29 protein-coding genes and 1 pseudogene are annotated in these 25,727 nt (G+C 70.4%); 11 read left to right on the top strand and 19 right to left on the bottom strand.

Translation table 11 applies throughout. The features are described from left to right. Positions 1-275: 275 nt before the first annotated feature. A complete protein-coding gene (locus ACGGCP_RS18515) occupies positions 276-896 on the bottom strand; it encodes a response regulator transcription factor (protein WP_081912923.1) in 621 nt (206 codons plus the stop codon). Positions 897-1,085: 189 nt separating this feature from the next. Between ACGGCP_RS18515 and ACGGCP_RS18510 the strand changes: the two genes are divergently transcribed. Beyond that, positions 1,086-2,822 (top strand): P-loop domain-containing protein, encoded by a 1,737-nt coding sequence (locus ACGGCP_RS18510; protein ID WP_392967667.1) that lies wholly within the window; start codon positions 1,086-1,088, stop codon positions 2,820-2,822. 294 nt (positions 2,823-3,116) lie between these two features. Here the strand turns inward: ACGGCP_RS18510 and groL are convergent, their stop codons facing one another. Both groL and groES read right to left on the bottom strand, forming a co-directional pair. Then, positions 3,117-4,754: a chaperonin GroEL gene (groL, locus tag ACGGCP_RS18505; RefSeq protein WP_392967665.1), complete on the bottom strand. Its 1,638-nt coding sequence runs from the start codon at positions 4,752-4,754 to the stop codon at positions 3,117-3,119. 54 nt (positions 4,755-4,808) lie between these two features. Then, entirely contained in the window at positions 4,809-5,108 is a 300-nt protein-coding gene (gene groES, locus ACGGCP_RS18500) for a co-chaperone GroES (protein WP_270118789.1), read from the bottom strand. Positions 5,109-5,336: 228 nt separating this feature from the next. Between groES and ACGGCP_RS18495 the strand changes: the two genes are divergently transcribed. Then, a complete protein-coding gene (locus ACGGCP_RS18495; protein WP_392967663.1) occupies positions 5,337-6,491 on the top strand; it encodes a methyltransferase domain-containing protein in 1,155 nt (384 codons plus the stop codon). Here ACGGCP_RS18495 and ACGGCP_RS18490 read toward each other — a convergent pair. Genes ACGGCP_RS18490 through ACGGCP_RS18475 form a run of 4 tightly spaced genes read right to left on the bottom strand, consistent with a single transcriptional unit; the run spans position 6,488 to position 7,788 of the window. Further along, a complete protein-coding gene (locus tag ACGGCP_RS18490; protein WP_392967662.1) occupies positions 6,488-6,772 on the bottom strand; it encodes a HigA family addiction module antitoxin in 285 nt (94 codons plus the stop codon). The genes ACGGCP_RS18495 and ACGGCP_RS18490 overlap by 4 nt on opposite strands. A gap of 1 nt (position 6,773) precedes the next feature. After that, a complete protein-coding gene (locus ACGGCP_RS18485) occupies positions 6,774-6,977 on the bottom strand; it encodes a type II toxin-antitoxin system HicB family antitoxin (protein ID WP_392967660.1) in 204 nt (67 codons plus the stop codon). A gap of 1 nt (position 6,978) precedes the next feature. Next, positions 6,979-7,227, bottom strand: a complete 249-nt coding sequence (locus ACGGCP_RS18480) for a type II toxin-antitoxin system HicA family toxin (RefSeq protein ID WP_392967658.1) — start codon at positions 7,225-7,227, stop codon at positions 6,979-6,981. Positions 7,228-7,266: 39 nt separating this feature from the next. Next, on the bottom strand, positions 7,267-7,788 hold the full coding sequence (locus tag ACGGCP_RS18475) for a CGNR zinc finger domain-containing protein (RefSeq protein ID WP_392967656.1): 522 nt from the start codon (positions 7,786-7,788) through the stop codon (positions 7,267-7,269). A 108-nt stretch (positions 7,789-7,896) separates the two neighbouring features. Between ACGGCP_RS18475 and ACGGCP_RS18470 the strand changes: the two genes are divergently transcribed. Beyond that, positions 7,897-8,394 carry an HPP family protein gene (locus ACGGCP_RS18470; RefSeq protein ID WP_392967654.1) on the top strand — a complete coding sequence of 166 codons (498 nt, stop codon included), beginning with the start codon at positions 7,897-7,899 and terminating at the stop codon, positions 8,392-8,394. Between the two features lie 42 nt (positions 8,395-8,436). Beyond that, positions 8,437-8,877, top strand: a complete 441-nt coding sequence (locus ACGGCP_RS18465) for a DUF1348 family protein (RefSeq protein WP_392967652.1) — start codon at positions 8,437-8,439, stop codon at positions 8,875-8,877. A gap of 44 nt (positions 8,878-8,921) precedes the next feature. On the opposite strand, the gene ACGGCP_RS18460 is transcribed toward ACGGCP_RS18465, so the two are convergent. From ACGGCP_RS18460 to ACGGCP_RS18450, 3 genes are read right to left on the bottom strand one after another with little or no spacing between them, the layout of a single operon-like run. Beyond that, positions 8,922-9,311: a RidA family protein gene (locus ACGGCP_RS18460; protein ID WP_392967650.1), complete on the bottom strand. Its 390-nt coding sequence runs from the start codon at positions 9,309-9,311 to the stop codon at positions 8,922-8,924. Between the two features lie 50 nt (positions 9,312-9,361). Next, positions 9,362-9,874: a 5-(carboxyamino)imidazole ribonucleotide mutase gene (gene purE, locus ACGGCP_RS18455; RefSeq protein ID WP_392967648.1), complete on the bottom strand. Its 513-nt coding sequence runs from the start codon at positions 9,872-9,874 to the stop codon at positions 9,362-9,364. Next, on the bottom strand, positions 9,874-11,007 hold the full coding sequence (locus tag ACGGCP_RS18450) for a 5-(carboxyamino)imidazole ribonucleotide synthase (protein WP_392967647.1): 1,134 nt from the start codon (positions 11,005-11,007) through the stop codon (positions 9,874-9,876). Before ACGGCP_RS18450 ends, purE begins: the two co-directional genes overlap by 1 nt. A 182-nt stretch (positions 11,008-11,189) precedes the next feature. Between ACGGCP_RS18450 and map the strand changes: the two genes are divergently transcribed. Further along, positions 11,190-11,957, top strand: coding sequence for a type I methionyl aminopeptidase (map, locus tag ACGGCP_RS18445; protein WP_392967645.1), 768 nt, complete (start codon positions 11,190-11,192; stop codon positions 11,955-11,957). On the opposite strand, the gene ACGGCP_RS18440 is transcribed toward map, so the two are convergent. The 4 genes from ACGGCP_RS18440 to ACGGCP_RS18425 are packed head-to-tail and all read right to left on the bottom strand — an operon-like array spanning position 11,954 to position 16,904. Then, positions 11,954-12,583, bottom strand: a complete 630-nt coding sequence (locus ACGGCP_RS18440) for a GNAT family N-acetyltransferase (protein WP_392967643.1) — start codon at positions 12,581-12,583, stop codon at positions 11,954-11,956. The two genes, map and ACGGCP_RS18440, sit on opposite strands and share 4 nt — an antisense overlap. Before the next feature lie 19 nt (positions 12,584-12,602). Continuing rightward, positions 12,603-13,838: a gephyrin-like molybdotransferase Glp gene (glp, locus tag ACGGCP_RS18435; protein WP_392967641.1), complete on the bottom strand. Its 1,236-nt coding sequence runs from the start codon at positions 13,836-13,838 to the stop codon at positions 12,603-12,605. 54 nt (positions 13,839-13,892) lie between these two features. After that, a complete protein-coding gene (locus ACGGCP_RS18430) occupies positions 13,893-14,822 on the bottom strand; it encodes a UTP--glucose-1-phosphate uridylyltransferase (RefSeq protein ID WP_392968039.1) in 930 nt (309 codons plus the stop codon). A gap of 48 nt (positions 14,823-14,870) precedes the next feature. Continuing rightward, positions 14,871-16,904, bottom strand: coding sequence for a diguanylate cyclase (locus tag ACGGCP_RS18425; RefSeq protein ID WP_392967639.1), 2,034 nt, complete (start codon positions 16,902-16,904; stop codon positions 14,871-14,873). Positions 16,905-17,062: 158 nt separating this feature from the next. Between ACGGCP_RS18425 and ACGGCP_RS18420 the strand changes: the two genes are divergently transcribed. From ACGGCP_RS18420 to ACGGCP_RS18405, 4 genes are all read left to right on the top strand, one after another. Then, positions 17,063-17,665 (top strand): 5-formyltetrahydrofolate cyclo-ligase, encoded by a 603-nt coding sequence (locus ACGGCP_RS18420; RefSeq protein ID WP_392967637.1) that lies wholly within the window; start codon positions 17,063-17,065, stop codon positions 17,663-17,665. 91 nt (positions 17,666-17,756) lie between these two features. Further along, positions 17,757-18,077, top strand: coding sequence for an FmdB family zinc ribbon protein (locus ACGGCP_RS18415; RefSeq protein ID WP_392967635.1), 321 nt, complete (start codon positions 17,757-17,759; stop codon positions 18,075-18,077). 97 nt (positions 18,078-18,174) lie between these two features. Further along, positions 18,175-18,438, top strand: a complete 264-nt coding sequence (locus ACGGCP_RS18410) for a CopG family transcriptional regulator (protein ID WP_392967633.1) — start codon at positions 18,175-18,177, stop codon at positions 18,436-18,438. Continuing rightward, the gene (locus tag ACGGCP_RS18405) at positions 18,435-18,872 is read left to right on the top strand and encodes a PIN domain-containing protein (RefSeq protein WP_392967632.1); all 438 of its coding nucleotides are present in this window, start codon (positions 18,435-18,437) and stop codon (positions 18,870-18,872) included. Before ACGGCP_RS18410 ends, ACGGCP_RS18405 begins: the two co-directional genes overlap by 4 nt. A 78-nt stretch (positions 18,873-18,950) precedes the next feature. Here ACGGCP_RS18405 and ACGGCP_RS18400 read toward each other — a convergent pair whose 3' ends face one another. The 5 genes and pseudogenes from ACGGCP_RS18400 to ACGGCP_RS18380 all read right to left on the bottom strand — a co-directional run bounded on the left by ACGGCP_RS18400 (position 18,951) and on the right by ACGGCP_RS18380 (position 23,654). Next, positions 18,951-21,152, bottom strand: a complete 2,202-nt coding sequence (locus ACGGCP_RS18400) for a transglycosylase domain-containing protein (protein WP_392967630.1) — start codon at positions 21,150-21,152, stop codon at positions 18,951-18,953. Positions 21,153-21,214: 62 nt separating this feature from the next. Next, a complete protein-coding gene (locus ACGGCP_RS18395) occupies positions 21,215-22,168 on the bottom strand; it encodes an NADH-quinone oxidoreductase subunit H (RefSeq protein ID WP_392967628.1) in 954 nt (317 codons plus the stop codon). Further along, positions 22,158-22,754: an NADH-quinone oxidoreductase subunit C gene (locus ACGGCP_RS18390; protein ID WP_392967626.1), complete on the bottom strand. Its 597-nt coding sequence runs from the start codon at positions 22,752-22,754 to the stop codon at positions 22,158-22,160. Before ACGGCP_RS18390 ends, ACGGCP_RS18395 begins: the two co-directional genes overlap by 11 nt. Next, positions 22,694-23,250 (bottom strand): annotated as a pseudogene (locus tag ACGGCP_RS18385) (NADH-quinone oxidoreductase subunit B); the annotation flags it as partial. The pseudogene ACGGCP_RS18385 and the gene ACGGCP_RS18390, both read right to left, overlap by 61 nt. A 35-nt stretch (positions 23,251-23,285) precedes the next feature. After that, positions 23,286-23,654: an NADH-quinone oxidoreductase subunit A gene (locus ACGGCP_RS18380; protein ID WP_392967624.1), complete on the bottom strand. Its 369-nt coding sequence runs from the start codon at positions 23,652-23,654 to the stop codon at positions 23,286-23,288. A 464-nt stretch (positions 23,655-24,118) separates the two neighbouring features. On the opposite strand from ACGGCP_RS18380, the gene ACGGCP_RS18375 reads away from it, so the two are divergent. After that, complete coding sequence (locus tag ACGGCP_RS18375) at positions 24,119-24,739, top strand: RNA polymerase sigma factor (protein WP_392967622.1); 621 nt, start codon at positions 24,119-24,121, stop codon at positions 24,737-24,739. Next, entirely contained in the window at positions 24,736-25,686 is a 951-nt protein-coding gene (locus tag ACGGCP_RS18370; RefSeq protein ID WP_392967620.1) for a hypothetical protein, read from the top strand. Before ACGGCP_RS18375 ends, ACGGCP_RS18370 begins: the two co-directional genes overlap by 4 nt. Positions 25,687-25,727: the final 41 nt, after the last annotated feature.

Raw genomic sequence — 25,727 nt, 5'->3', positions numbered from 1 at the left:
TCCGCGGGGCCCCCTCGCCCCGCGGTTCCCTCGGTCCTGTCGTGTCACCGTGTACTTGCTGCTTGCTGCTCTTGCTGCTCTAGCTGCATCGCAGCCCGCTGCTCTCGCAACCTCTGCCGCTCTTGCCGATCCGCGGCGCTTGTGCCGCCGCGCGCGTTCGCGCACCGCCGCGCGTGACCCTGCCGGTCACCGCGGCCGCGTTGCGCGCGTGTCGTTCCGGGGGACGATCGCGTCCGTTCCTGCCAGGCGGGACGCGTGCGTCGTTCAGCGGTAGGTCAGCAGACGAGGCCCGAACGGAAGGCCTCGGCCACCGCGTGCGCCCGGTCGCGCGCGCCGAGCTTGCGGAACATGCGCCGCGCGTGGGTCTTGACGGTGTCCTCGGAGACGAACAGGTCGCGCCCGATCTCCGCGTTCGACTTCCCTTCGCTCATGCCCCGCAGGACCTGGAGCTCGCGCTCGGTGAGCTTCATGCCCTGCAGCGTGGAACGCTGCCGCGGCACGGTCTCGGTGACGCGCTGGAGCGTCGGCGAGGCGAACATGATCGCCTGCGCCAGCGCGACCAGCAGGTCGTCGGAGTTGTTGGACGGGGTGCGGATGACACCCCGGGCGCCCGCGGCGACCACCATGGCCGCCGTGCGCGGGTCGGCGGCGCCGGACAGGAGGACTCCCGTCCGGGGCGAGCGGGCGCGGACGGTCTTGACGAACTTGACCGGGTCCGGCGCGGCCAGGGCCACGTCGACCAGCACCACGTCCACTTGGCGGCGGCCGAGTTCGAGGAAGAGCTCGGGCGAGCCCTCAACCGACTTGACCGCCTGCGCCAGGCCCATGCGGGTCGCGCAGGCCGAGATCTTCTGTCCGGCTTGAGGAGTCTTAACACAGACCAGTACGGTTCTCACTTTGTTCTACCTTTCGCTGCGGTAGGCCGTGCGTGTCTCTGTTACCAGCACGCAGGCGGTCCGCCGCCATGACGCGAGTTCGCGCGGATTTTTCGAGTGACTTTTCGAGGTTTCCGGGGCGGGGGGTGGACGCCTGGTGTTCGGGCTCGCTTGACGCGAGTTCCCCGTCCCGGATGGGAAACTGGGGGCATGACACAGCGAAGAGGCGGACGACCGTACCGAGTCGAGTCCCGCGATATTGGTGACAACCGTTCACATCCACCTCGCCATGACCTGTCTAACGAACTAACGGCCCTGGAAGGTACGAGTTACGGCCGATATAAATCCTTGCGTGGCAAATGGTGGGCAGGTCCGGCGATTCTGGACATTTCGCGGGTCCAGTCGGACCCGTACGCGCCCCCGAGCCGCGTCGCGCTCGAGTTCGACGCCGAGGCCGCCGACCTGGTCGAAGACTGGTACGCGACCCCGGAGCGGCGGCGGGCGGTGGCGGTGCTCCTCGCGAAGCGGTTCCGGAAGGCTTGCACCACAAGGGACCTGAGGATCGACGGCGGCGGTCAGGAGATCCTGCGGCGGGCCTCGTGCACGGTGGGCGCGGACGGGTCGGTGGTGTTCCGGCTCGGCGCGCAGTTCCCGGGGCACGGGCGGCGCATCGCGGGGCGCCAGGCGGCGCGGCTGCTGTGCGAGGTCCTGCCCGATGCGGGCGACGACGCGCTGTCGGTGAGCGAGGAGGACGTCCTGGTGTGGACGCGCCACGCCGACGATGTCAAGGCGCTCAGGGAGTCCGTGAAGGCCGCGGGGCTCGTGGCGTTCGTGGCGGACGGCTCGATGCTCGCCAGGCGATCGGGGGTGGACGACAGGCCGCTGGAGCAGGGCGTGCCGTTCGCGTCGCCGGAGTCGATGGCGGTGGAGTTCGAACTGCCGCACGCGGGCACCGTGCGGGGTATGGGGATCGGTCCGGGCGTGACGTTGATCGTCGGCGGCGGGTTCCACGGGAAGTCGACCCTGTTGCGGGCCTTGGAGGCCGGGGTGTGGGACCACGTGCCCGGGGACGGGCGGGACTTCGTGGTCGCGGACCCGTCGGCGGTGAAGATCCGGGCCGAGGACGGGCGCGCGGTCACGGGCGTGGACGTGCACGCGTTCGTGGACCATCTGCCGAGCGGGGACGACACGCGGCATTTCACGACCGAGAACGCGTCGGGCTCGACCTCGCAGGCCGCCGCGATCGTCGAAGCCCTTGAGGCGGGCGCGAAGGCGCTGCTCATCGACGAGGACACGGCCGCGACGAACCTGATGATCCGGGACGCGCGGATGCAGGAGCTCGTGGCGAAGGACCGGGAGCCGCTGACGCCGCTGGTGGACCTGGTGCGGTCGATGGCCGACGAGCACGCGGTGGCGACGATCCTCGTCATGGGCGGCTCGGGCGACTACATGGACGTCGCGGACCGGGTGATCCTGATGGACGCGTACCGGCCCGAGGACGTGACGGAGCGGGCGAAGGCGTTGGCGGCCAAGCCGACCGGGCGTCAGGTGGAGGCCGAGGGGTTCCGGATGCCGCGGGCGCGGGTGATCGATCCGCGGTCGGTGTCGTCGGAGTCGCGGGGGAAGCAGAAGATCAAGGCCGGGGGCACGGACGGGCTGCGCTTCGGTGAGTCTGATGTGGACGTCCGATCGGTGGAGCAGATCACGGACCCTGCGATGACCACCGGGATCGGGCTCGCGATCGAGGCGGCCGTGCAGCACGGCTGGATCGACGGCGCGGCCACGGTCGCGGAGGCGTTGGACCGCATGGACGAGGCGTTGGAGGCCGAGGGCGAGTCGGCGCTGCTGCGGATCAGGGACATCGACCTGGCGGTGCCGCGGCGCTACGAGGTGGCCGCGACGCTCAACCGGATGCGGGAGCTGCGGGTGCGGCAGAGCGGCGAGTGAGGTTGGGGCCCTTGTGGAACCGGCCGGGGAAGGCGGGTCCGGGCGGAGGCGCGGAACGCCTGTTCAGGGGTTGGCGAACCACCTGAATCTCGGCAAAAAAGCGCCTTCGCGGCTCCGATCCCCAAAGGCCGCGAAGGCACTTGAACTCTATCGGTTTCCCGACAGTAGTGCGACTAACTGTCGGGATGTTGACACTTGCGGTTCCGACCCCCCGCGCGACCAGCGGTTAAACCAAGGGCCGGAAACGTGGCAGGGCCGCCGACGCGGAGTCGGCGGCCCTGCTGTCGCTCAGTGCTAGTGCGAGTGGCCGTGCCCGCCGTGGGAGTGCGAGTGGCCGTGACCGGCCTCCTCTTCCTCTTCCTCGGGCTTGTCCACGATCGTCACCTCGGTCGTCAGCAGCATGCCGACGATCGAACCGGCGTTGAGCAGCGCGTTGCGGGTGACCTTCACCGGGTCGAGGATGCCGGCCGCGACCAGGTCCTCGTACTCGCCGGTGGCGGCGTTCCAGCCCTCGCGCCAGCCCTTGCCCTGGACCGAGTTCACGATCACGTCGCCCGACTCGCCCGCGTTGACCGCGATGCGGCGCAGCGGCTCGGACAGCGCCTCCTCGACGATCTTGAGGCCCACGCGGGCCTCGGCGTCGTCGAGCTCGATCTTCTCGAGCACGGAGATCGCGTGCACCAGGGCCGCGCCGCCGCCGGCGACGATGCCCTCCTCGACCGCGGCCTTGGTCGCGTTGACCGCGTCCTCGATCCGGTGCTTGCGCTCCTTCAGCTCGACCTCGGTGGCCGCGCCGACCTGGATCACGGCCACGCCGCCCGAGAGCTTCGCGAGGCGCTCCTCGAGCTTCTCGCGGTCCCAGGACGACTCGGTCGTGGAGGCCTGCTGCTTGATCTGCGCGATGCGGGCGTCGACGGTCTCCTTCTCCCCGGCGCCGTCCACGATCGTGGTGGCGTCCTTGGAGACGGTGACGCGGCGGGCCCGGCCCAGGTGCGACAGGTCGGCGGCCTTGAGCTCGAGGCCCACCTCGGAGGAGATGACCTCGGCGCCCGTGAGGGCCGCGATGTCGCCCAGGATGGCCTTGCGGCGGTCGCCGAAGGCCGGGGCCTTGACGGCGCACACGCGCAGGGTGCCGCGCAGGGCGTTCACCGTCAGGGTCGCGAGGGCCTGGCCCTCGACGTCCTCGGCGATGATCAGCAGCGGCTTCGAGGTCTCGACGACCCGCTCCAGCACCGGCAGCAGCTCCTCGATGGAGCCGACCTTGGCGTTGGTGATGAGGATGTACGGGTCCTCGAAGACCGTCTGGCGCGAGTCCTGGTCGGTGATGAAGTTCGGCGAGATGAAGCCCTTGTCGAACTGCATGCCCTCGGTGACCTCGAGGACCGTCTCCAGGCTGGAGCCGTCCTCGACCGAGATGACGCCCTCGGCGCCGACCACGTCCATCGCCTTCGCGATGAGCTCGCCGATCTCCGGGTCCTGCGCCGAGACGGCCGCGACCTGCGCGATGTGCTCGTGCGAGTCGATCTGGATGGCCTGGGCCAGCAGCTCGTCGGACACGGCGTTCGCCGCGGCCTCGATGCCCCTGCGGATCGCGATCGGGTTCGCCCCGGCCGTGACGGCCTTGATGCCCGCGCGGCTCATCTTCTGCGCCAGCACCGTGGCGGTGGTGGTGCCGTCGCCCGCGACGTCGTTCGTCTTGGTCGCGACTTCCTTGACCAGCTGCGCGCCGAGGTTGGCGTACGGGTCGGCGAGCTCGATCTCCTTGGCGATCGTCACGCCGTCGTTGGTGATCAGCGGCGCGCCAAAGGAGCGCTGGAGGACCACGTTGCGGCCCTTCGGGCCCAGCGTGACCTTGACGGTGTCGGCGAGGTGGTCGATGCCGTGCAGCAGGTTGTGCCGCGCGTCCTCGGCGAAGTTGAGAATCTTCGGCATGGTTTCCCTTCCTAAGACACGAAAGGGCCCTTCAGGTGAAGGGCCCGATGCGTGCTAGTTCTCGACGACCGCGAGGACGTCGCGCGAGGACAGGACCAGGTACTCCTCGCCGTTGTACTTGACCTCGGTGCCGCCGTACTTGGAGTAGATGACCACGTCGCCGACCTTGACGTCGATCGGGAGGCGGTTGCCCTTGTCGTCGAAGGCGCCCGGGCCGACGGCCAGGACGGTGCCCTCCTGGGGCTTCTCCTTGGCGGTGTCCGGGATGACCAGACCGGAGGCGGTGGTGGTCTCGGCCTCGTTGGCCTGGACAACGATGCGGTCGCCCAGCGGCTTGATGGCAGCCTTGCTCACTTGGTTTCTCCAAACCTTCGTGTTCAATACGGATGTGCGCCACGACGGCGCGGGTCTCGTCGTCGCGGGTGCCGAGGCACCGGCCCGTGGCTGTTGGCACTCTCGCATCGAGAGTGCCAAGCCGATCATAGCGCTTAGCAATCTCGCCCTGCGAGTGCTAAGACGTAAGTTAGTTCGCCCAGGTGGGGACCGTCAACACCGGGTTCCGAAGGTCATACCATGAGGCACGTGGACACCAGCCTGCTCGCCGCCCTCAGGGCCCGCCCCGAGCTCCAGACCCAGGCCGCCGACGCCCTGCGCAGCGACGGCGACCGGGCGCCGCTGACGCTGCGGAAAGCGGGCGTGGAACCCGGTCTCGCGGCGGCGGCGCTCACGCTCGCCGATCTGCGGGAGAAGGCCCGGGGAAAGTTCGGCGAACGCGCGGCGAACCTGTACTTCACGCGGGCGGGACTGGAGCAGGCCACGCGGTGGGTCGTCGCAGAGCGGCGGGCGGCCCGGTTCGCGCGGCACGCCGGGGCGGTGACGGACCTGTGCTGCGGGCTCGGGACGGAGGCCCTGGCGTTCGCCGAGGCGGGCCTGCGCGTCGAGGCGGTGGACATGAGCGAGACGACGGCTGAGTACGCGCGGGCGAACGCCGAGGCTGCGGGCGTTCAGGTCGCGGTCGAGGTTGGCGACGCCCTGAAGACGCCTTTGGCCGAGTCGGCTTTCGCCGACCCTGCGCGGCGATCCGGCTCGACCAGGAACTTCAACCCGGCCGACTACTCCCCGCCGCTCGGCGCGCTCCTGAAGCACATGGCCGGGGCCCGGTACGCGGCCGTCAAGCTCGGACCGGGCATCGACCACGCGTGGATCCCCGAAGGGGCCGAAGCGGAGTGGGTCTCGGTCGACCGGGACGTGGTCGAGGCGTGCCTGTGGCTGGGCGAGGCGGCCGAGGTGACTCGTCGAGCGAGCCTGTGCAAGGCGGGCGAGTGGCACGAGCTGACCGGCAGCGGCGAGGAGAAAGCACCGGTCGGCGAAGTAGCGGCGTACCTCTACGAGCCGGACGGCGCGGTGATCCGGGCCGGTCTGGTGGCCGAACTGGCGGAGCAGTTGGAAGCCCACACCGCGAACGAGACGATCGCCTACCTCTACAGCGACCGGCTCATCGAGACCCCGTTCGCCAGGGCCTGGAAGGTCGAGGAGGTCTGGCCGCTGCACCCGAAGAAGCTCAAGGCGCTGCTAGCGGAGCGAGGCATCGGCCGCCTCACGATCAAGCAGCGCGGAACGGGCATCGACCCGGCTGCGCTGAGAAAGCAACTGAAGCTGAAGGGCCCCAACGAAGCAACCCTGGTAGCGACCCGCATAGGCGAATCCCACACGGCGCTGCTCTGCCAAGAGGCCTAAGCGGCCGCGTACGGCTTGATCTGGAGTAGGTCGTTAGCCACGCGGTCGCGCTCGATCTCAAGGTCGTAGCGGTTCTGGAGGTTCATCCAGAACCAGTCCGAGGTGCCGAAGTACCGCGCGAGCCGCAGCGCGGTGTCGGCACTGATGCGCCGTTTGCCGTGCACGATCTCGTTGATCCTGCGCGGCGGGACCGCGATCGCCTGCGCGAGCCGGTACTGCGAGATACCCAAGGGCTCAAGGAACTCGTCGGCCAGGATCTCGCCTGGATGGAGCCCGGTCAACCTATGCGGCCTGGTAGCGGTGGTCTTCGATGCGGATCGCGATGTCACCGACCGGGATGTCGATCATGAGCGAGATCGCCTCCCGCGCCATCTCCTCGACTTCCACGAGGTCGCGACCCTGCGTGAACACGCCGGGCACTTCGGGTACCTCGACGGGGAACCATTCGCCGTCCTTCGGCCCGACAATCGCGGTGTAAGCCCTCACCTCAGGCTCCCTTCGCCGTTCGAATGATGCCCCGAGCGGTGTACTCCGGTATCTCCCGATGTCTCGGCACGATCAGCCTGGTCCCAAGGATCTCGTAGTGATCGTGGCCGCCACCGTGCCTCACGAAGTCCAGCGTAGCGCCCTTTTCCTTGGCGATCGCCCGTAGCTCGTCCAGCAGATGCCCCTGCTTCATGTTCTTTGCTTCCCGGTCGGCGGCGGTGTCACCCGATAGAACGAGGTGAGGACTCATCAGTCGCGGGGGTGTTGCGGAGACAATAGCGCCCGTCCATCAGGCGTGGCGGTCTTGGAAGCGTTTGGCTTTGGCGCGGTTGCCGCAGGTCTCCATGGAGTGCCAGCGGCGGGAGCCGTTGCGGGTGGTGTCGAGGTACCAGAGGATGCAGTTCGGGTTGGCGCACTTGCGGATGCGGTCGGGGCGGGTGTCGAGGAGGTCGAGGAGCGTGGCGGCGGCGCGCCAGCCGGGGAAGCGGGCGGGGTCGTCGACTTCGTAGGTGATGGTGGGGCGGCCGTCGACCAGGCGGAGACGGCGGACGCCGTGGGCGAGGACCGCATTGATCGCCGCCTCGGCGCCCTCGGCCCCCGACACCACGGCCCGGATGGCTTCTCGGGCTTCCACGAGGAAGGCCGTGGTCTCGGCATCCGGAGCGTCCTGCGGGAGGTCGTGGGCCGCGAGCCAGTCGCCTAGGGCGCCTGGGGTGTCGAACATGTCGCGGCGCGCGCCCTGCTCCATCCAGGTGGTGTTGAGGAGGTCGAGCGGGAGCGGTTCGCCGGTGAGCGGTCGCGTGATGGCCATCTCCGAAGTATAACCGGTAAAAGTCTTGTAGTCGGTTAGGAAGGAGCGCTAGAGTTCTCGACATGAACCGGCTAAATGAAGTTAGCTGGTTAGGAAACGGAGAACCCCATGACCACGCTCCAACACCCCGAGACCAAGCAGCAGCCCGCCTGGGCCAGAGTCGCCGTCCCCACCGTCGCGGGCCTGGCCGGACTCCTCGCGCTCGCCGCGCTCCAGCAGACCACCGGTGCCGCGCTGTTCGCGCTGCCGTGGGTCGCCGCAGTCGGCATCATCGCCGTCGCCCCGCAGGCCCCGTTCGCGCAGCCCAGGAACATGTTCATCGGCCAGATCAGCGCCGGAGTCGTCGGCCTCGCGGTAGTCGCGGCCATGGGCGGCCCGTCGATCTGGGCCGCCGCCGTCGCGGCAGGCCTCGCCACCGCGCCGATGGTCGCCCTGAAGGCGCCGCACCCGCCCGCGACCGCCACCGCAGCGGTCATCGGCGCGACCGGCCCCTCGTTGCTGTTCCTCGTCGACCCGATCCTGCTCGCCAGCGCCGCGACGGTGCTCGTCGGGTGGCTGATCGGCAAGGTCCTGCCGGGGCACAAGTACCCGGCCCGCTGGTGGTAGTCCACCGATCCCGAAAGCCTGAACTCCCGAAAGGAACCCGTCATGTCTGCGTCCCGTCCCCCTTTGCCCCCGTTCACCGCCGAGTCCGCCGCCGCCAAGGTGCAGGCCGCCGAGGACGGCTGGAACACCCGTGATCCTGAGCGCGTGGCGCTGGCGTACACGCCGGATTCGGTGTGGCGCAACCGTTCGGAGTTCTTGACCGGCCGCGAGGAGATCAAGCGGTTCCTGGCGGCGAAGTGGGCCAGGGAGCACGAGTACGCGCTGCGGAAGCAGCTGTGGTCGTTCACGGAGAACCGGATCGCCGTGAAGTTCCAGTACGAGTGGCACGACGACGAGGGCCAGTGGTGGCGCTCGTACGGCAACGAGCTGTGGGAGTTCGACGAGCACGGGCTGATGCGCCGACGCGAGGCGAGCATCAACGACGTGGAGATCGAGGAGGCGGACCGGTCGATCTTCGGGCCGCGTCCTGACAGCGAGCGGTGACAAGGGGAGAGCCGGGCACGGACAGTGCCCGGCTTTCTGCGTTTCTACGGCAGGCGCGCGGTGAGGTCGACTTCGACGAGCTGGCCGGGGTAGCCGAGGGCGGTGACGCCGACGACGGTGCTGGCGGCCTTGAAGGCGGGGCCGAGGTCGGTCTGCTCGGAGAAGCGGTGCCAGGCGGCGCCGACGACGGCGCTGTCGGCGCTCACGACGTAGACGACGGAGCGGACGACGTCGTCGGCGGCCGCGCCGACCGAGGCGAGGGCGGCGAGGCTGTTCGCTGCGGTCTGGTCGATCTGGGCGTCGAGGTCGCCGATGCCGACGACCTGCTGGTCGGCGTCGACGGGGCACTGCCCGGCGAGCATCGCCAGGCGTCCGGCCTCGACCACGGTCACGTGCTCATAGCCCCCGGTGGGGTGCAGCTCGGTGTCAGACACACCGCGAGTCTATGGCCGGAGCCCCCCGGCCGAAATCGGTTTTCCGGGACCTACTCGGGGTGGGCGAGGCGGTAGCGGAGGTTGGCGTCCTTCTCGGTGACCATGCGTTCGAGGTCGACCTGGTAGTTCGCGAGCTTGTCGCGCAGGGGCTCGTCGCTCGCGCCGAGGATGCGGAGGGCGAGGAGGCCGGCGTTCTTGGCTCCGGCGATGGAGACGGTGGCGACCGGGATCCCGGCGGGCATCTGGACGATGGACATGAGGGAGTCCATGCCGTCGAGGTACTTGAGGGGGACGGGGACGCCGATGACGGGCAGGGGCGTCGCGGAGGCGACCATGCCGGGCAGGTGGGCGGCGCCGCCCGCTCCGGCGATGATGACCTGGAGGCCGCGGGAGGCGGCGGAGTCGGCGTAGCTGAGCATGCCGTGGGGGGTGCGGTGGGCGGAGACGACGCGGACCTCGAAGGGGACGCCGAAGTCGGTGAGGACTTCGGTGGCCGGTTCCATTGTGGGCCAGTCCGAGTCGGAGCCCATGATGACGCCGACGCGGGGTTTCTGCTCTGCCATTACTCGCCTTCCTGGAGCCATTTGGCGGCCCGCAGGGCGCGGCGCCTGAGTACGTCGGGGTCGTCGCCGCAGACGGTGACGTGGCCGATCTTGCGGCCGGGGCGCACGGCCTTGCCGTAGAGGTGGACGTGGGCGCCGGGGTCTTCGGCGAGGAGGTGCTGGAGGCGTTCGTCGAGGCGCTTGCCGCCGGGCGCGCCGCCGAGGACGTTCGCCATGACGGTGTAGGGCGCGGCGGTCTCGGTGGAGCCGAGGGGGTAGTCGAGGACGGCGCGCAGGTGCTGCTCGAACTGGCTGGTGCGGGCGCCCTCGATGGTCCAGTGGCCGGAGTTGTGGGCGCGCATGGCGAGTTCGTTGACGAAGAGGCCCTTGGAGGTCTGGAAGAGTTCGACGGCGAGCATGCCGCAGACGCCGAGTTCGGCCGCGACGGTCTCGACGATGCGGCGGGCTTCGGCGGCGGTCGCGTCGGTGAGGCGGGGCGCGGGGGCGATGACCTCGGTGCAGATGCCGCCGGTCTGGACGGTCTCGACGACGGGGTAGACGGCGGTCTCGCCGCGCGGGGAGCGGGCGATCTGGATCGCGAGTTCGCGCTGGAGGGGCATGCGTTCTTCGGCGATGAGGCGGATGCCGGAGGCGAGGACGGCCTGGGCGTCGGCGGGCGTGTCGATCATCCAGACGCCTTTGCCGTCGTAGCCGCCGGTGGCGGCCTTGAGGACGCAGGGGAGGCCGAAGGCCTCGACGTCGGAGATGGAGTCGACGGGGGCCCAGCGGGGCTGGGGGAGGCCGAGCTCGGTGAGGCGGGCGCGCATGGCCTGCTTGTCCTGGGCGTACAGGAGCGCTTCGGGGCGGGGCTGGACTTCGACGCCTTCGGCGACGAGGGCCTTGAGGGCGTCCTGGGGGACGTGCTCGTGGTCGAAGGTGAGCACGGTGCAGCCCTTGGCAAAGGAGCGGAGGTCGTCGGTGCTGCGGTAGTCGCCGAGGGTCGTCGCCGGGGTGACGACGGCGGCGCTCTCGGCGGGGTCGCCCGCGAGCACTTTGAGGCTCTGGCCGAGGGCGATGGCGGCCTGGTGGGTCATGCGGGCGAGCTGACCGGCGCCGATCATGCCCACCGTCGGAAGTTGCGTCGCGGCGTCCACGGCCAGAGCTTAACGTGGGCTCCGACCTCGGGTTCGGCGTTCGGGACGTGGCGTGACCTGCGTCGTTACGGGATGATGGGATGTCTCGGCGGTCGCAGTTTGCGGGGCCTGCGGGCGGCGGCGGCCGGGAGCGGTGATGATGGAGGGGTCACCGCTTTGCCGAGTTCCGAAGGGCCGCCGCCATGATCGAGTACTACTCCCCCGCCGAGATCGAGGCGATGCGCCCGGCAGGGCGGTTCGTCGCGGGCATCCTCAAGGAGCTGTCGGAGACAGCCGAGGTGGGCATGAACCTGCTTGAGCTGGACGACCTCGTGGCGCGGCGCATCAAGGAGGCCGGGGCGGTCTCCTGCTATGTGGACTACCACCCGTCGTTCGGCGGGAGCCCGTTCGGGAAGGTGCTGTGCACGTCGGTGAACGACGCGGTGCTGCACGGCCTGCCGTTCGACTACAAGCTCAAGGACGGCGACCTGGTGAGCTTCGACTTCGCGGCCGAAGTGGACGGCTGGGTCGCGGACTCGGCGCTGTCGGTCGTGGTCGGGAACGCGAGCGAGCAGGACCTGCACCTCATCGACACGACGGCGCGGGCGCTGGAGGCGGGCATCGCGGCGGCGACCGTGGGGAACAAGCTCGGCGACATCGGGCACGCGATCGCGACGGTGGCGCGCGGCGACGGGCTCGGCGTGAACACGCAGTTCGGCGGGCACGGCGTGGGCCGGACGATGCACGGCGACCCGCACGTCCCCAACGACGGGCGCCCGGGCCGGGGTATGAAGCTCAAGCCGGGCCTGGTGATCGCGATCGAGCCGTGGTTCCTGCAGACGACCGACGAGATCGTCTACGACCCCGACGGGTGGACGCTGCGCAGCGCGGACGGTTCGCGGGGGGCGCACATGGAGCACACGGTCGCGATCACGGAGGACGGGCCGATCATCCTGACCGCAAGGAGCTAGTGGTCCGCTTCGGTCCTCGCGAGGCGGGCCATGCGGTCGATCATGCGCTCGGTGGCGATCTCCTCGGCGGTGACGGCGTACCCGTAGTGGTCGCGCCAGTCGCCGTCGATGTAGAGGTAGCGCTTGTGCAGGCCCTCGCGGCGCAGGCCGAGCTTCTCGGCGACCCGGTTCGACGGGCCGTTCTCGGGCCGGATGTTCACCTCGATGCGGTGGAGGCGGCCGACGGTGAGCGCGTGGTCGACCACGAGCGCCAGCGCGGTCGCGGTGATGCCCTTCCCGGCGTGGCCCCGGTCGATCCAGTAGCCCGCGTACGCGGAGCCGAAGGCGCGGCGCACGATGTTGCCCACGGTGAGCCCGCCGCAGAGCTGGCCCTGCCAGCAGACGGCGAGCGGCCAGCTCGTGCCGTCCTTGATGGAGCGTTTGAGGCCGCGGACCATGGCGCGGAACGCGGCGGGCGAGTGCGCCTCGTGCCAGGTCGTGCCGGTGCCGGGTTCCCAAGGGGCGAGCCAGGCTTCGTTGGCGCGGCGCAGCTCGGACCAGCGGGCGGCGTCGGCCCGCCGGAAGGGGCGGACGCTGACGTCGCCGTGGTGCAGGTGCACGGGCCAACCGGGGTTGGAGAGGGTCATTCGGTGTCCAAGGTGAGGATCATCGGTTCCGGTCCAGGAGCAGCACGTCTACGGTCGAGCCGGCGGGCACCCGGGTCGCGTTCTCGCCGATCGTCATGAGGCCGGTCGCCTCGGCGAGTCCGGAGAGCGTGTAGGACGTGGCTCCCAGCGGGGCGACGGTGTAGCCGCCGCCGCGCCGCTCGGCGACGCGGACGGGCCGGAACTCGCGCAGCCCGCTCGGTGAGGATACGGGTTCAGTCAGGTTGGCGCGCACGCTGGGCCGGAAAACGGGCTCGGCCCCGGCGAGGCGCTGGATGAGCGGGCGGGCGATCACCTCGAACGCGATCGTGGCCGCGACGGGGTCGCCGGGGAGGCACACGACGGGGACCTCCTCGGGGCCGATCGTGCCGAAGCCCATGGTCTCGCAGAGGTAGACGGCGACGTGGTTGAAGTCGACGGCGCCGTCGCGGGAGAAGGTGCGGCGCACCATGTCCCCGGGGCCGAGGCCGGTGCCGCCGGTGGTGATGACGAGGTCGGCGCGGAGGATCTGGTCGTCGAGGACGGACCGGAGGGCGTCGGGCTCGTCGTCGCAGATGCCGACGCGGTACGCGTGCGCGCCCGCTTCGGAGGCGGCGGCGGTGACGAGGTGGGAGTTGACGTCGATGAGCTGGCCGGGCTGCGAGGGGCGGCCGGTGTCGACGAGCTCGTCGCCGGTGGCGATGACGACGACGCGGGGCGTGGGGCGCACGACGACGTCGGCGATCCCGGCGGCGGCGAGGAGCCCGATGAGGTTGGGGGTGACGCGGCGGCCCTCGTGGGCGAGGATCTCGCCCGAGGGGCGCTCGGATCCCATGCGGCGCACGCCGTGTCCGCGGCGCGGCACCTGCCGGACGTCGACGGTGGCCATGCCCTCGTCGGTCCACGCGAGCGGCACGACCATGTCGGCGCCCACGGGCAGGGCCGCGCCCGCGGCCACGGAGAAGCAGGTGCCCGAGACCAGGCGCACGGGGCGCCAGGAGGAGGCGGCGAGGTCGCCGAGGACTTTGAGGCCGACGCCGCGTTCGGGGCTGGCTCCGGCGATGTCGTCGCCGTTGCACGCGTAGCCGTCGATCGCGGCGTAGTCGAAGGCGGGGAGCGGACCGGGGTTGACGGCGTTCTCGGCCAGGACCGCGCCCGTCGACTGGGTCATGTCGATGTCGACCGGGGGCAGGGGTCGCACCAAGGCCAGCGCCTTCGCCAGGAAGTCGGCCAGTGGTGTCGCCTCAGTCCCCTTCACTCCTCATCCCCCCGTCGGTCAAGTTCCTCTCAGCGCCGCCTCGCGGTCGCCGGGTCAGTCAAGTGTCGCACTGAATTCGCGCAGCCAGGCGTTGAAGCCGGGCAAGTCGTCCCGCTGGGTTGCGAGCTCGACCAGGGTCTGGAGGTACGCGACGGGCTCGCCGGTGTCGTAGCGGCGGCCGCGGAAGACGACGGCGTGGACCGGGGTCCCCTTGGCGCGCATGGCCTCCATGGCGTCGGTGAGTTGGATCTCGCCGCCGCTGCCGGGCTCGGTCTGCTCCAGGACGGGGAAGATCGAGCCGGGGAGGACGTAGCGTCCGATGAGGATGAGGTTGGAGGGGGCGTCCTCGCGGGCGGGCTTCTCGACGAGGCCGGTCACTTCGACGACGTCTTCGGCGTCGGTGGGCTGGACGGCGGCGACGCCGTAGCGGGAGACCTGGTCCTCGGGGACCTCGATGAGGGCCAGGACTATGCCGCCGGTCTCGGCCTGGAGGTCGATCATGCGCGGGAGGAGCTTGTCGTCGAGGTGGCACCACTCGTCGCCGAGGAGGACCGCGAAGGGCTCGTCGCCGACGTGGCCGGAGGCGCGGCCGACGGCGTGGCCGAGGCCTTTCGCGCCGCCTTGGCGGATGGCGGTGATCTCGGCGATGTCCTCGGGGGCCTTGACCTTCGCGAGCATCGCGTCCTTGTGCTTGGCCTTCAGGGCGTTGTCGAGGTCGGCGCGGGCGTCGAAGTAGTCGATCATGGCGTCCTTGCCGGGGGCGGTGACGAGGGTGACGTCATAGGCTCCGGCGGCGGCGGCTTCCTCCACGATGTACTGGAGTACCGGCTTGTCGACGATCGGCAGGAGTTCCTTGGGGATCGCCTTGGTGACCGGCAGGAAGCGGGTGGCGAATCCGGCCGCGGGGATGACGGCTTTCGTGGCGCGGGGCGCGGTTGCTGACATACCGCGAGGGTAGCGTGCACACGCGGCGTGGGCGGTCAGCGACCCTGTCGAACAGCGGGTGAACGTTCATGTCGGGTGGTCCGCCCGCTAGGCGGCGACGCGCCAGGTGTCGCGGCCTGCTGCCTTGGCGGCGTAGAGGGCTTCGTCGGCTGCGGCGAGGACGCCTGTGGCCGTTTCGGAGTGCTCGCCGAGGACGGCGATGCCGATCGAGACGGTGATGTTGAGTTCGCGTCCGCCGGAGGCGTCGTTGACCTTGAACTTGCGGGCGTTGACGGCTCGGCCGAGGCGTTCGGCGACGACGGCCGCGCCGCTCGCGTCGGTCTCGGGCAGCAGGACCATGAACTCCTCGCCGCCGTGGCGGAACGCGAGGTCGACTTCGCGGATCTGGGCGGTGATGCGGCGGGCGAGCTCGGTGAGGACCTGGTCGCCGACGGGGTGGCCGTAGGTGTCGTTGACGGTCTTGAAGCGGTCGAGGTCGATCGCCAGGAGCGCGGAGGGCCGCTGGTAGCGGCGGGAGCGCTCGGCCTCGCGGCGCAGCGAGGTCTGCATGAACCGGTAGTTCCACAGGCCGGTGAGCGGGTCGGTGAGGCTGAGGCGTTCGGCGTGGCGGTGGAGGAGGACGTTCTCGACGGCGACGGAGGCCTGCCCGGCGAAGGTCTTGAGCGTGTCGACGTCGCCGGACTCGAACTCGCCGCCGCCGATGCGGTTGTAGAGGACGAGGACGCCGAGGACGCCGCCGTCGGTGCGGGGCGCGCCGCCGTACTCGGATTCGCGGCCGGTGCGCTCGGGGTCGGTGCTCTGGCGGCCGGTGCCGTGGTCGTGTTCGACGGGCTGGCGGCCGGTGCTGTGCTCATGTTCGACGGGCTGACGCCCGCTGAAGGGGACGGCGACGATCGTGCTCGCGTTCGGTTCCGTGGCGGCGCGGAGGCGGTCCTCGAAGCGGCCGTCGACGATGCGGCCGTGGGCGGGGACGCCGCTGGCGGCGATCGCGCCGACGATGCCCTCGCCGATGCGGATGGTCGCGGGCTCGGTGATGCCGAGGTCGCCTTCGCCGGCGCGTTCGCGGAGCTGGTCGGCGTCGTCCACGTCGACGAGCATGATCGCCCCGGCCTCGGCCCCGGCGGTGACCATGGCGGTGTCGAGGATGACCTCCAGGATGCGGTCGAGGTCGAGGGTCGCGGTGAGGGTCTGGCCGAGGCGGCCGAGCTGGCCGCGCATCTGGTCGCGGGAGGCGGTGAGGGCGTTGACGTAGGACTGGGTCTGGGCGGTCATGCGGTTGAACGCGAAGGCGAGCTGGGCGACCTCGTCGCGGCCGTGGACGGGGACGCGCACGTTCAGGTCCCCTCGGGCGACGCGTTCGGCGGCGGCCGAGAGCTCCGCGAGCGGACGCGTGGTCGAGCGGGCGAGCCAGGCCGCGAGGCCGACCGCGCAGATCGCGGAGGCGGCGACCATCGCGGCGAGGGTCCAGTACATGGGGATGACGTCGGTGGCGACCGTGCCGATGCTCAACGGCAGGAACGAGTCGGTGAAGTCCCAGCGTCCGGCGTCGGCGCTGCCGACCTCGAGGGGGGTGGGGCGGGCGTCCTGGAGGATGACGTCGGCGTCGGCGACGCGGGCGAGCCGGGCCAGGAACTCCTGGTCGACCTCGCGGAAGGCGCTGAACACGGCCTTCGTGCCGTCGGCGGTCTGGACCTCGGCCTGCGCGCCGAGCGCCACGATCGGGCCCGAGTGCTCGTAGGCGGCGGCCTCGCCGCAGTCGACCCAGGAGCCGGTCGGGGCCTCGGCGCCGATGTCGGTGCCCGTGTCGGTGCTGGCGGAGGCGAGGGAGGAGAAGACGACGCCGTCGACGACCGCCCGGTCGACGAGGAGTTGCGCCATTTCGACCGCGTTCTCCTGATCGCCGTTACGGTAGTTCAATGCCACCGCGGCGGCCGACGCCTGGATGCGCTCGCAGATGGTGCCGAGGGTCGAGTCGACCATCGTCACCGCCGAGTTCGCCAGCGCCTCCCCGCGGGAGTCCGCCAGATGGGACATGACGGCAGCGACGAAGACGGCCCCCACCAGGACCGGCCCGAGCACGACGACGAGGAACGCCGTGGTGAGCCGTGAGCGCAGCGACACCGAATCCCCCTCAAGTTCACTACTAAGAAGACTACCTAGAGCTACCGACTCGACACGACGCGGCAGGGCTATGTAAACGGGACTAACCGAAAGGGTGAGTGGGGTCGGCCATTCAGGGGAATCATCCCAGTTGAAAGCTTCGAGAGGAAGGAAACACCATGCAAGAGGCGAAGACTGCGGCGCGTCGGCAGCTGCTCGCGGCCCGGAACGCGATGCCCGGGGAGCAGCGCGGTTACGCCGATCTGGCGACATGGAAGGCCTTGCGGGACTTCTTGATCGAAGTCGTGGACGAAGGGGCCGTCGTGGCCGCGTACCGGCCGTTCGGCTCGGAACCGGGCGCGGCGCTCGAACCCGAACTGCCCGAACGGCTCGCGGTCGTCTACAAGGTCCTCGAGCCGGTGCTGCTGCCGGACAAGGACCTCGCCTGGAAGGAGGTCGGAGGCCCTGGGGGGCAGGGGGAACCGGACGCGAACTCGGCGGGCGGGGACGGGCCGAACCCGGGCGGGAAGACGCTCGGGCCGGACGCGATCAAGGGGGCCGCGGCGGTCATCGTCCCCGGCCTCGCCGTCTCAGATGACGGGATGCGGCTCGGTCGGGGCGGCGGCTCGTACGACCGGGCGCTGGCCCGGGTCGGACCGGAGGTGCCGGTCGTGGCGCTGCTGCGCGACGGCGAGGCCGGGTTCATGGTCCCGGCCGAGCCGCACGACCGGCCGGTGACGGGTGTGATCACCCCGGCCACGGGGTTCACCTCGCTGAGATAGGCCACACCCCTCAGGCGGATGGGATTAGCACTCTTCGGCGTTGACTGCTAATGTCGATCGGGATTTGTGTTGACTGCTGGAGGTCCGTGAAGTGCCTGTCTACGAATACCGCTGCAAGGAGTGCGGTTACGAGTTCGACAAACACCAGTCGTTCTCCGAAGCACGCCTCACCGACTGCCCGAACTGCGAGGCCAAGGGCGCGCTGCGCAAGGTCTTCGGCAACGTCGGGGTGACCTTCAAGGGGTCGGGCTTCTACCGGACCGACTCGCGGTCGACCGACTCCAGCTCCCTCAGCTCGAACGGCTCCAAGAACGGGGCGAAGAAGAGCGAGGCCAAGTCGGAGGCGAAGTCCGAGTCCAAGGCCGCTCCGAGCGCCAAGTCGGACTCCAAGAGCGCCGCCAAGGCCGCCTAGGCGCCCATTGATTTCAGCCGGTTCCCGCATCGCGGGGACCGGTTTTTTCGCGTCTCGAGTGAGGTTTTCCCACATATGCCGGTGGTAGCATATGCATATGGCTAAGAAGCGCACGATGGTTTACGCGAACGAGGAAGACCTCGCCCTCATCAAAGAGGCCGCGAAGCGGAACGGCGTGTCCGAGGCTGAGATCATCCGGGACGCGATCCACCGGGCGGCCATGTCGAGCCGCATCTGGGACGAGCCCTTCTTCAGGAAGACCTACAAGCGGACCCGCGACGAGAGCTACCAGGAGGCGAAGGACGCCGTCTGGGAGGAGAAGCTGGACCGCTACCACCAGTCGAAGGACGAACGCGAGTGATCGTGATCGTGGCCGATACCTCCGGCCTGCTGGCGGCGCTCGATGAGGACCACCCGGACAGCGAAGGCGCCCGCACCGTGTTGAACACGGCCGGGATGCTGGTGGTCTGCCCGGTGCTGTTCTCCGAACTCGACCACATGGTCACCAGGGACTTCGGGCGGGACGCCTCCTTCGAAGCGCTCGACGACCTGCGAGTTCGAGTCGACGAAGGACGGGCGGTGATCCCCATCGTCACCTCCCGCACGCTGAGCCTGGCTCAGGACATCCGGAGGCAGTACCGCGACCTCGACCTCGACTTGACCGATGCGGTCAATGTCGTGATCGCCGCCGAATACGAGACCGACACGATCCTGACCCTCGACCGCCGCGACTTCCGAGCGATCAAGCCACTGGCGCAGTTTCAAGCGTTCCGGCTGCTCCCCGACGACTTGTAGCCGGAACGTAGTCGGCCGCCTGATCCGAAGTCTTCCCGCGGGGCCCTGTCGCGCATCGCGACCGGGCCCCGCTGCTCGCTACCCCCAGATCCAGTCGTCGGTGGCGGGTTCGCCCTCCGGTTCGGCGCTGGTCGCGGGCTTGTCCGTCGGGGTCTGCTCGGCGGGCGCGTCTTGCGAGGCCTTGTCGTCCGCTTCTCCTTCGGCCTGGCCGCCGTCCTCGGCTCCGTCGTCCTGGGCTTCGTCGGGCGGCGGGACCTCGGAGTAGGTGTTCTCGAGGTCCTCGGCGGTCTCGTCCTTGTCGGGGTCCCAGCGGTACCGGTCGGACCGCTCCTTCATCACGTGCCACCAGACGCCCTCGGCGACCGTGCCCTCGTGGTCGCTGCCGTCGCCTTCGCGCGTCTCGTCGCCCGCCCAGACCGCGAGGGCCAGGTTCGGGGCGAACCCGGCGTGCCAGGTCGAGGAGGCGTTCACGCCCAGCTGCTCGTCGCCGTTCTCGAATCCGTTCATGTAGAGCGGGAGCGCCGCGTCGGCCGCGATGTGCGGTCCGGGCATGGTCTCCGAGCCCGGGTCGGCCTCGTAGCGCTCGCCGTCGGGGCCGTCGACGCGCTCCACGACGTAGGGCTCGACGACCTCGCCGCCGGTGGCGAGCGTCGCGTGCAGGACCGCCGCGTCGAGGACCGTGACCGGGTAGGCGCCGATGCCGACGTCCGGCTGGAAGCCCGTGGCCTCGGCGGGGTCGATCGCGGCGGCCACGCCGTGCTCGTCGAGGTCGTGCGGGTCCCACATGCGCTCGATGCCGAGCGCGGCGGCGGTACGGGCGACCGCGTCGCCGCCGACGGACTCGGCGACCTGGTAGACCGGCGTGTCGAGCTTCGCGATGACGGCGTCGTAGAGGCTGGTCTCGGCGTCCTGGGCGCCACCGATGTTCACCAGGTCGGTCTCGTTGCCTTCCTCGTCGAGGTAGGTCTTGAACCGGCGGGGCGAGGAGCCGTCGAGGATCGGCGACCAGGCGTCGAACCCGGCCTCGACGGCGGCGGCCATGACGACCGAGTTGAACATGGTGCCCGGCCGGTGGCCGACGTCCGCGGCCAGGTCGAGGCCCGCGCCGTTCTCGCCGCCGTAGTAGGCGAGGACGCGGCCGGTGCCCGGCTCGACGGCGGCGAGCGCGGCGGCCATGTGCTCGTCCTTCGCGGTGACCTCGCGGATGCCGCTGCGTTCGACGGCGAGCTCCTGGAGTTCGGGGTCGAGGGTGGTCACGATGTCGAAGCCGCCGCGCAGCACCTCGTCGGTGCCGATCCCGGCGTCGGCGAGCTCTTGGAGGACGAAGCCGTTCGTGACGAAGCCTTCCGGGCCCAGGCCCTCGGCGTCGTCCGTGGGGTCGAGGGTCTCCGGGAGGCCCGTGATCGAGTCGCGCTTGACCTGCTCGAGTCTGCCCGTGGCGACCATCTGGTCGAGCACGTACTCCCAGCGCTCGGTCGCGGCCTCGGTGTTCCCGCCCTTGCCGTAGGGGTCGCGCGGGTCGTACGGGCCGTCCGGGGACTTGATCTGCGCGACCAGCAGCGCGGACTGGGACGTGGAGAGCTCGGCGGCCGGGGCGCCGAAGAACGCCTGCGCGGCGGCCTCGACCCCGTACGCGCCGCGTCCGAAGTAGACGATGTTGAGGTAGTGGTTGAGGATCTCGTCCTTCGTGAACTCCTCCTCCATCTTCATCGCCATGGCCGCCTCGCGGGCCTTGCGGAGGTAGGAGCCGTCGCCGCGGATGTCGGCGACGTAGCCGACGTACTGCTGCGTGAGCGTCGAGGCGCCTTGCTGGTCGCCGCCTTTGAGGTTGTTGACGAGCGCGCGGAGCACGCCCTTGGCGTCGACGCCGGGGTGCTCGTAGAAGTTCGCGTCCTCGGCCGCGACCACGGCGTTCTCGACGTCGTCGGCGATCTCGTCGAGGTCCACGGAGGTGCGCTGCTCGGCGGCGAGCTCGCCCATGACCGTGGTGCCGTCGCTGTAGTAGACCGTGGAGCCCTGGCTGAGCGCGTCGTCGAGCGCCTCGGGGAGGTCGACGCTGGCGTAGAAGACCGAGCCGACCACGGAGACCGTGGTGGCGAGGACGAGGACCGCGAGCCCGAGGGCGGCGACCGTGCGCTTCTTGCGGCGGTGCTTCGGCTTGGCGCCCTTGGGCCGGCTCGGAGGTTCCTCGGGAGCGATGTGCCGTCGTCTCCTGAAGGGCCGCAAGCTGATCGTGCGGCCGGGATCTTCGGTCTCGGTTGCGTCTCGACCTGATTCCATACCGGGGAATACGCGCGAGTGCCGCCGAAGGGTTGCGCCGGTGCGAAAGGGACGTAAGTGGCTCAGAGGGCCAGTGCGACGGCTGTGGTCAGCACGAGCTGCGCCAGGGAGATCGGGACGAGGACCTTCCAGCACAGGGCCTGGATCTGGTCGACGCGCAGGCGCGGCCAGGCGACCCGGAGCCAGATGACGACGGCCGCGAGCGCGCCGGTCTTGGCGAGCGTCCAGACCGGGCCGAGGTACTCGGGCCCGGGGCCCTTCCAGCCGCCGAGGAACAGCACGGCGGTGAGGGCCGAGATGACGACGATGCCGACGTACTCGGCGAGGAGCAGCAGCGCGAACCGCAGCCCGGCGTACTCGGTGAGGTAGCCGAAGACGAGCTCGGAGTCGGCGACGGGCGCGTCGAACGGCGGGCGGCGGATCTCGGCGAGCCCGGCGGTGAAGAACACGAGCGCGGCCGGGGCCTGCCACAGGATCCACCAGGGGTTCCAGGCCTCGACGATCTGCGGGAGGCTCAGCGTCCCGGCCGCGACGGCGACCGAGGCGGCGGCGAGCACGAGCGGCAGTTCGTAGGCCATGAGCTGCGCCGCGCCGCGCAGGGCGCCGACGAGCGTGTACTTGTTCGCCGAGGACCAGCCCGCCATGAGCACCGCGAGGACGCCGACGCCGACGAGCGCGACGACGACGAACAGGCCCATGTCGAGGTCCGCGCCGACGAGGTCGCCGGGGCCGAGCGGGATGAAGAGGATGACCAGGAGGTACGGCAGGAGCGCGACGGCGGGCGCGAGCTTGAAGACCGGCTTATCCGCGTCGTCGGGGACGAGGTCCTCCTTCTGCGCGAACTTGACGCCGTCGGCGATGAGCTGGGCCCAGCCGTGGAAGCGCCCGGCGTGCATCGGGCCGAGGCGGCCCTGCATGTGGGCCATGAGCTTGTGCTCGGTCTGGCCGACCACCAAGGGCAGCACCAGGAACGCGGCGAGCACGGCGGCGAGCTTCACCGCGACCTCAAGAAGCATCGGGCCGCCTCAGGCGCGGGTCCGGCTCGATCCAGTCGTCGGGGACGCCCGGCGGCTTCTTCGGCGCGCGCTTGCGGACCGTACCGTGCCCTTCGCCGGGCTCCTTCGCTCCGGGCCAGGGCTTGACGACGCGGGACGCGAGGATGAAGTCCTTGCGGAGCGGGTGGCCCTCGAACTCGGGGGCGAGGAGCAGCGGCTGGAGGTCGGGGTGGCCGGGGAAGTCGACGCCGAACATCTCGTGGGTCTCGCGCTCGTGCCAGTCCGCGCCCGGATAGAGGTCGACGACGGAGGCGACCGCGCCTTCGGTGAGCATGGCGCGCAACAGGACGCCGCGCTTCTCGGCGACGGACCAGAGGTGGGCGATGATCCTGAAGCGGATCGCGGGGCTGTCGTCGGAGTCCTCGTCGGGGCCCTCTCCTGGGCCCTCGCCGGGGCCCTCGTCGACGGCCGAGAGCCAGTCGAAGAAGTCGCAGCCGAGGTCGTCGCGGCAGATGCGGACGGCCTCGTGCCAGTCCTTCGCGTCCACGTCGGCGACGGCGCGCGGGCCGTCCGCGCCGGTCTCGTCGAGGCCGAGGGCGGCCCGCACGCGGGCGTCCCACTCAGGCATCGGGCCTCCTCACGAGCGGGCCGAGGTTCGGCTTCCGCAGCGGTTCCTTCGCGATCTTCTTCTGGAGTTCGCCGATGCCGTAGAGGAGCGCCTCGGGACGCGGCGGGCAGCCGGGGACGTACACGTCGACCGGGATGATCTGGTCGACGCCCTTGGTGACGCAGTACGAGTCCCAGTAGGGCCCGCCGGAGTTGGAGCAGGCGCCGAAGGAGATGACGTACTTCGGCTCGGGCATCTGCTCGTAGAGGCGCTTGATCGCCGGTGCCATCTTGTCCGTCACGGTGCCCGAGACGACCATGAGGTCCGCCTGGCGCGGCGAGTGCGCGAACGGGATGACGCCCAGGCGCATGAAGTCGTGGCGGCTCATCGAGGCGGCGATGAACTCGATGGCGCAGCACGCGAGCCCGAAGTTGAAGACCCACAGCGAATAGCGCCGGCCCCAGTTCAGGACGAACCGGATCGGCTCGCCGAGCATGCTCGTCTCGGTCGGGCGCGCGGGGAACGGGAGTCTCACCGCCACCGCAGGACCCCCTTCCTCCAGGCGTAGGCGAGGCCGAGGGCGAGCACGCCCACGAACACGCCCATCTCGACCGCCGCCGCGGGCCCGAACGCCCGGAACACGGCGGCCCACGGGAACAGGAACACCGCCTCGACCGCGAAGAGCACGAACAGGAACGCGTAGACGTAGTAGCGGATCTGGACCTGCGCCCAGTCCCTGCCTACGGGATCGACGCCGCACTCGTACGTCAGGCCCTTCTCCTTCGAGGGGGCGCTGGGACGCAGCAGCCGGTTGGCGGTCATCGCGGCCGCGACGAACGCGAAGCCGGCGAGCAGGAGCACCCCGAAGACGGCGTAATCGCTCAACCGATCGGTGTCCATGACCACACCTTAGTGCCGCACAGCGGCTCGCGATACCCGTGCGCGCGCGGGAATCGGCGCGATTCCGAGCGGACTTTGAGGAAGTTCGGCGCACCGGGCGCAACCGGTCGGCACGCAGGGGCGTGTTGTTGTACGAAGAGGATTCACCGAACGCCGCGAAGTCCCAGGAAACGGACCGAGCGGACGGACGCACAGGCAACAGAATGGGATCACCGCACATGACCGCCGCCGGCGCACCGACGCTGCTCCGGGCCGACGCCGGGTACGCCACGATGCTGCTCGACCGGCCCGTGGACCTCGGCTGCGCCGACGGAAGCGCGGCCGCTCCGGTCGTTGAGAGGATTGTCGACATAACGACCCCGCCTCGCATCTCCCCCTTCGCTGACGCGACAATGGTTGCCGCCGGACACGAACTCGATGATCCGGACGATTCCCTTGTCCCACCGACCTGCGCTGGAGCGGATGTGCGAACGGAGGCGGACTTCGCCGACCTCTACGAGAAGCATTTCTCGGAGCTCGCGGCCCAGGTATGCGCCTACCTCGGGGACGCCACCGAAGCCCAGGACCTCGTGCAGGAGGCCTTTCTCCGCGCCTGGCAGCGCTGGGAGAAGGTCGGCGGCTACGAGGAGCCCGTCGCGTGGGTCCGCCGCGTCGCGTGGAACCTCGCCACGAGCAGGCACCGCCGCAACCAGGTCGCGCGCAAGTTCCTCCAGAAGTCGTCCGCGCCCGAGCTCGCCCCGGCCGCCAGCCCCGACCACGTCGCGCTCGTCGCCGCCCTGAAGCAGGTCCCGGCCAAGCGGCGCCAGGCGCTCGTCATGCACTACATGGCCGACATGACGGTGGCCGCGATCGCCGAGGCGACCGGCGCGAAAGAGGGCACCGTGAAGTCCTGGCTGCACCGCGGCCGCAAGGAACTCGCCGCGCTGCTCACCGACCCCGCCGAGGCGAGGCCCGCGAAGGCCGCCAAGGCTGCCCCCGAGTCCGACCCCGACACCATGCCGATCCGCATCAAGCGCGCCCTGCCCGGCGCGCAGCGCACCGCGCGCGCGAACCGCCGACCTTCCGTGAAGGAGGACCGCTCATGACCGTCGACCCTGAGGACGACAAGGTCGCAGCGGCGTTCGCGAGCTTCCGGGCGGAGTCCGCCGCGCAGTTCCCGCCGCCGCCGGTCAACGAGCTGCTGGGCCGCGCCCCCGCCGCGCAGCGCCGCCGCCGCCTCGTGTCGCTCGCCGCCGTCGTCGGCGCGTGCACCGCGGTGACCGCGGGCGGCTTCGCCGTGGCCTCAACGATCGGCCCGATCGCGTTCGGCCCCCAGCCCGCCGACGAGACGACCACGATCGCCGAGACCTCCGCGTCCGAGGAGGCCCCGACCCTGTCGATCGGCGACCCGGCCAGCCCGCAGTCCGCGGGCGACGAGGGCGAGACGCCGACGACCGCGCCGCTGAGCGAGTCGTTCATCGTCATCCCCGAGAACGCCGAGTGGGACGCGGCGCCCGACGAGTGGAGCCAGGACTGCGGCACCGGCCCGCAGGAGGCCGACCTCGAGACGTGGACGATCACCGCCGACACCGGTTGGCGCATCAACGACTCCGCGCAGGACCCCGGCACCGCCGCGGGCGACTACCAGTACGAGTACGGGACCCTTCTCGACCTCGACGCCGACGGCGCCCACGACGATGTGCTCCTCGAGCTCGCGTGCGGCGACACCGCCTCCGGCGTCGGCGCGTTCACCTGGGTCGAGTCGGAGTCGACGCTCGAGCTCATCGCCTGGGTGTGGGAGCCCGAGGGCTCGGACACCACGGTCGACATCCAGTCCGTCGAGGACGGCGTCATCGGGCTCGGCGGCTACGAGAGCCACCCGGAGACGTGGTCGGCCGAGTACGTGTGGGACCCGGCCGCCGAGGACTTCGTCGTCGTCGAGGACGAGGCGACCTCCGAGCCGACGCCGACCGAGAGCGCCACCAGCTCGGCCCCGTCCGAGACGCCGACCGCCGACGAGAGCACCGCCGCGGCGTCCTCCAGCGGGTCCTGATTGGAGACACGAACCGGGGTCGGATTCACGACTCCGGCGTG

Source organism: Glycomyces sp. NPDC048151 (assembly GCF_043202775.1).
In the GTDB taxonomy this organism is placed as follows: domain Bacteria; phylum Actinomycetota; class Actinomycetes; order Mycobacteriales; family Micromonosporaceae; genus Glycomyces.
Note: the sequence above shows the minus strand (reverse complement) of the source record. Positions and strands in the feature narration are given on the sequence as shown.

Coding starts and splice junctions, on each gene's coding strand:
- ACGGCP_RS18510 (WP_392967667.1), top strand. CDS start 1,086: ATGACACAGCGAAGAGGCGGACGACCGTACCGAGTCGAGTCCCGCGAT.
- groL (WP_392967665.1), bottom strand. CDS start 4,754: ATGCCGAAGATTCTCAACTTCGCCGAGGACGCGCGGCACAACCTGCTG.
- ACGGCP_RS18420 (WP_392967637.1), top strand. CDS start 17,063: ATGCAAGAGGCGAAGACTGCGGCGCGTCGGCAGCTGCTCGCGGCCCGG.
- ACGGCP_RS18440 (WP_392967643.1), bottom strand. CDS start 12,583: ATGACCCTCTCCAACCCCGGTTGGCCCGTGCACCTGCACCACGGCGAC.
- purE (WP_392967648.1), bottom strand. CDS start 9,874: ATGGCAGAGCAGAAACCCCGCGTCGGCGTCATCATGGGCTCCGACTCG.
- ACGGCP_RS18410 (WP_392967633.1), top strand. CDS start 18,175: ATGGCTAAGAAGCGCACGATGGTTTACGCGAACGAGGAAGACCTCGCC.
- ACGGCP_RS18395 (WP_392967628.1), bottom strand. CDS start 22,168: ATGCTTCTTGAGGTCGCGGTGAAGCTCGCCGCCGTGCTCGCCGCGTTC.
- ACGGCP_RS18475 (WP_392967656.1), bottom strand. CDS start 7,788: ATGGCCATCACGCGACCGCTCACCGGCGAACCGCTCCCGCTCGACCTC.
- map (WP_392967645.1), top strand. CDS start 11,190: ATGATCGAGTACTACTCCCCCGCCGAGATCGAGGCGATGCGCCCGGCA.
- ACGGCP_RS18380 (WP_392967624.1), bottom strand. CDS start 23,654: ATGGACACCGATCGGTTGAGCGATTACGCCGTCTTCGGGGTGCTCCTG.
- ACGGCP_RS18465 (WP_392967652.1), top strand. CDS start 8,437: ATGTCTGCGTCCCGTCCCCCTTTGCCCCCGTTCACCGCCGAGTCCGCC.
- ACGGCP_RS18400 (WP_392967630.1), bottom strand. CDS start 21,152: ATGGAATCAGGTCGAGACGCAACCGAGACCGAAGATCCCGGCCGCACG.
- ACGGCP_RS18470 (WP_392967654.1), top strand. CDS start 7,897: ATGACCACGCTCCAACACCCCGAGACCAAGCAGCAGCCCGCCTGGGCC.
- ACGGCP_RS18480 (WP_392967658.1), bottom strand. CDS start 7,227: ATGAGTCCTCACCTCGTTCTATCGGGTGACACCGCCGCCGACCGGGAA.
- ACGGCP_RS18370 (WP_392967620.1), top strand. CDS start 24,736: ATGACCGTCGACCCTGAGGACGACAAGGTCGCAGCGGCGTTCGCGAGC.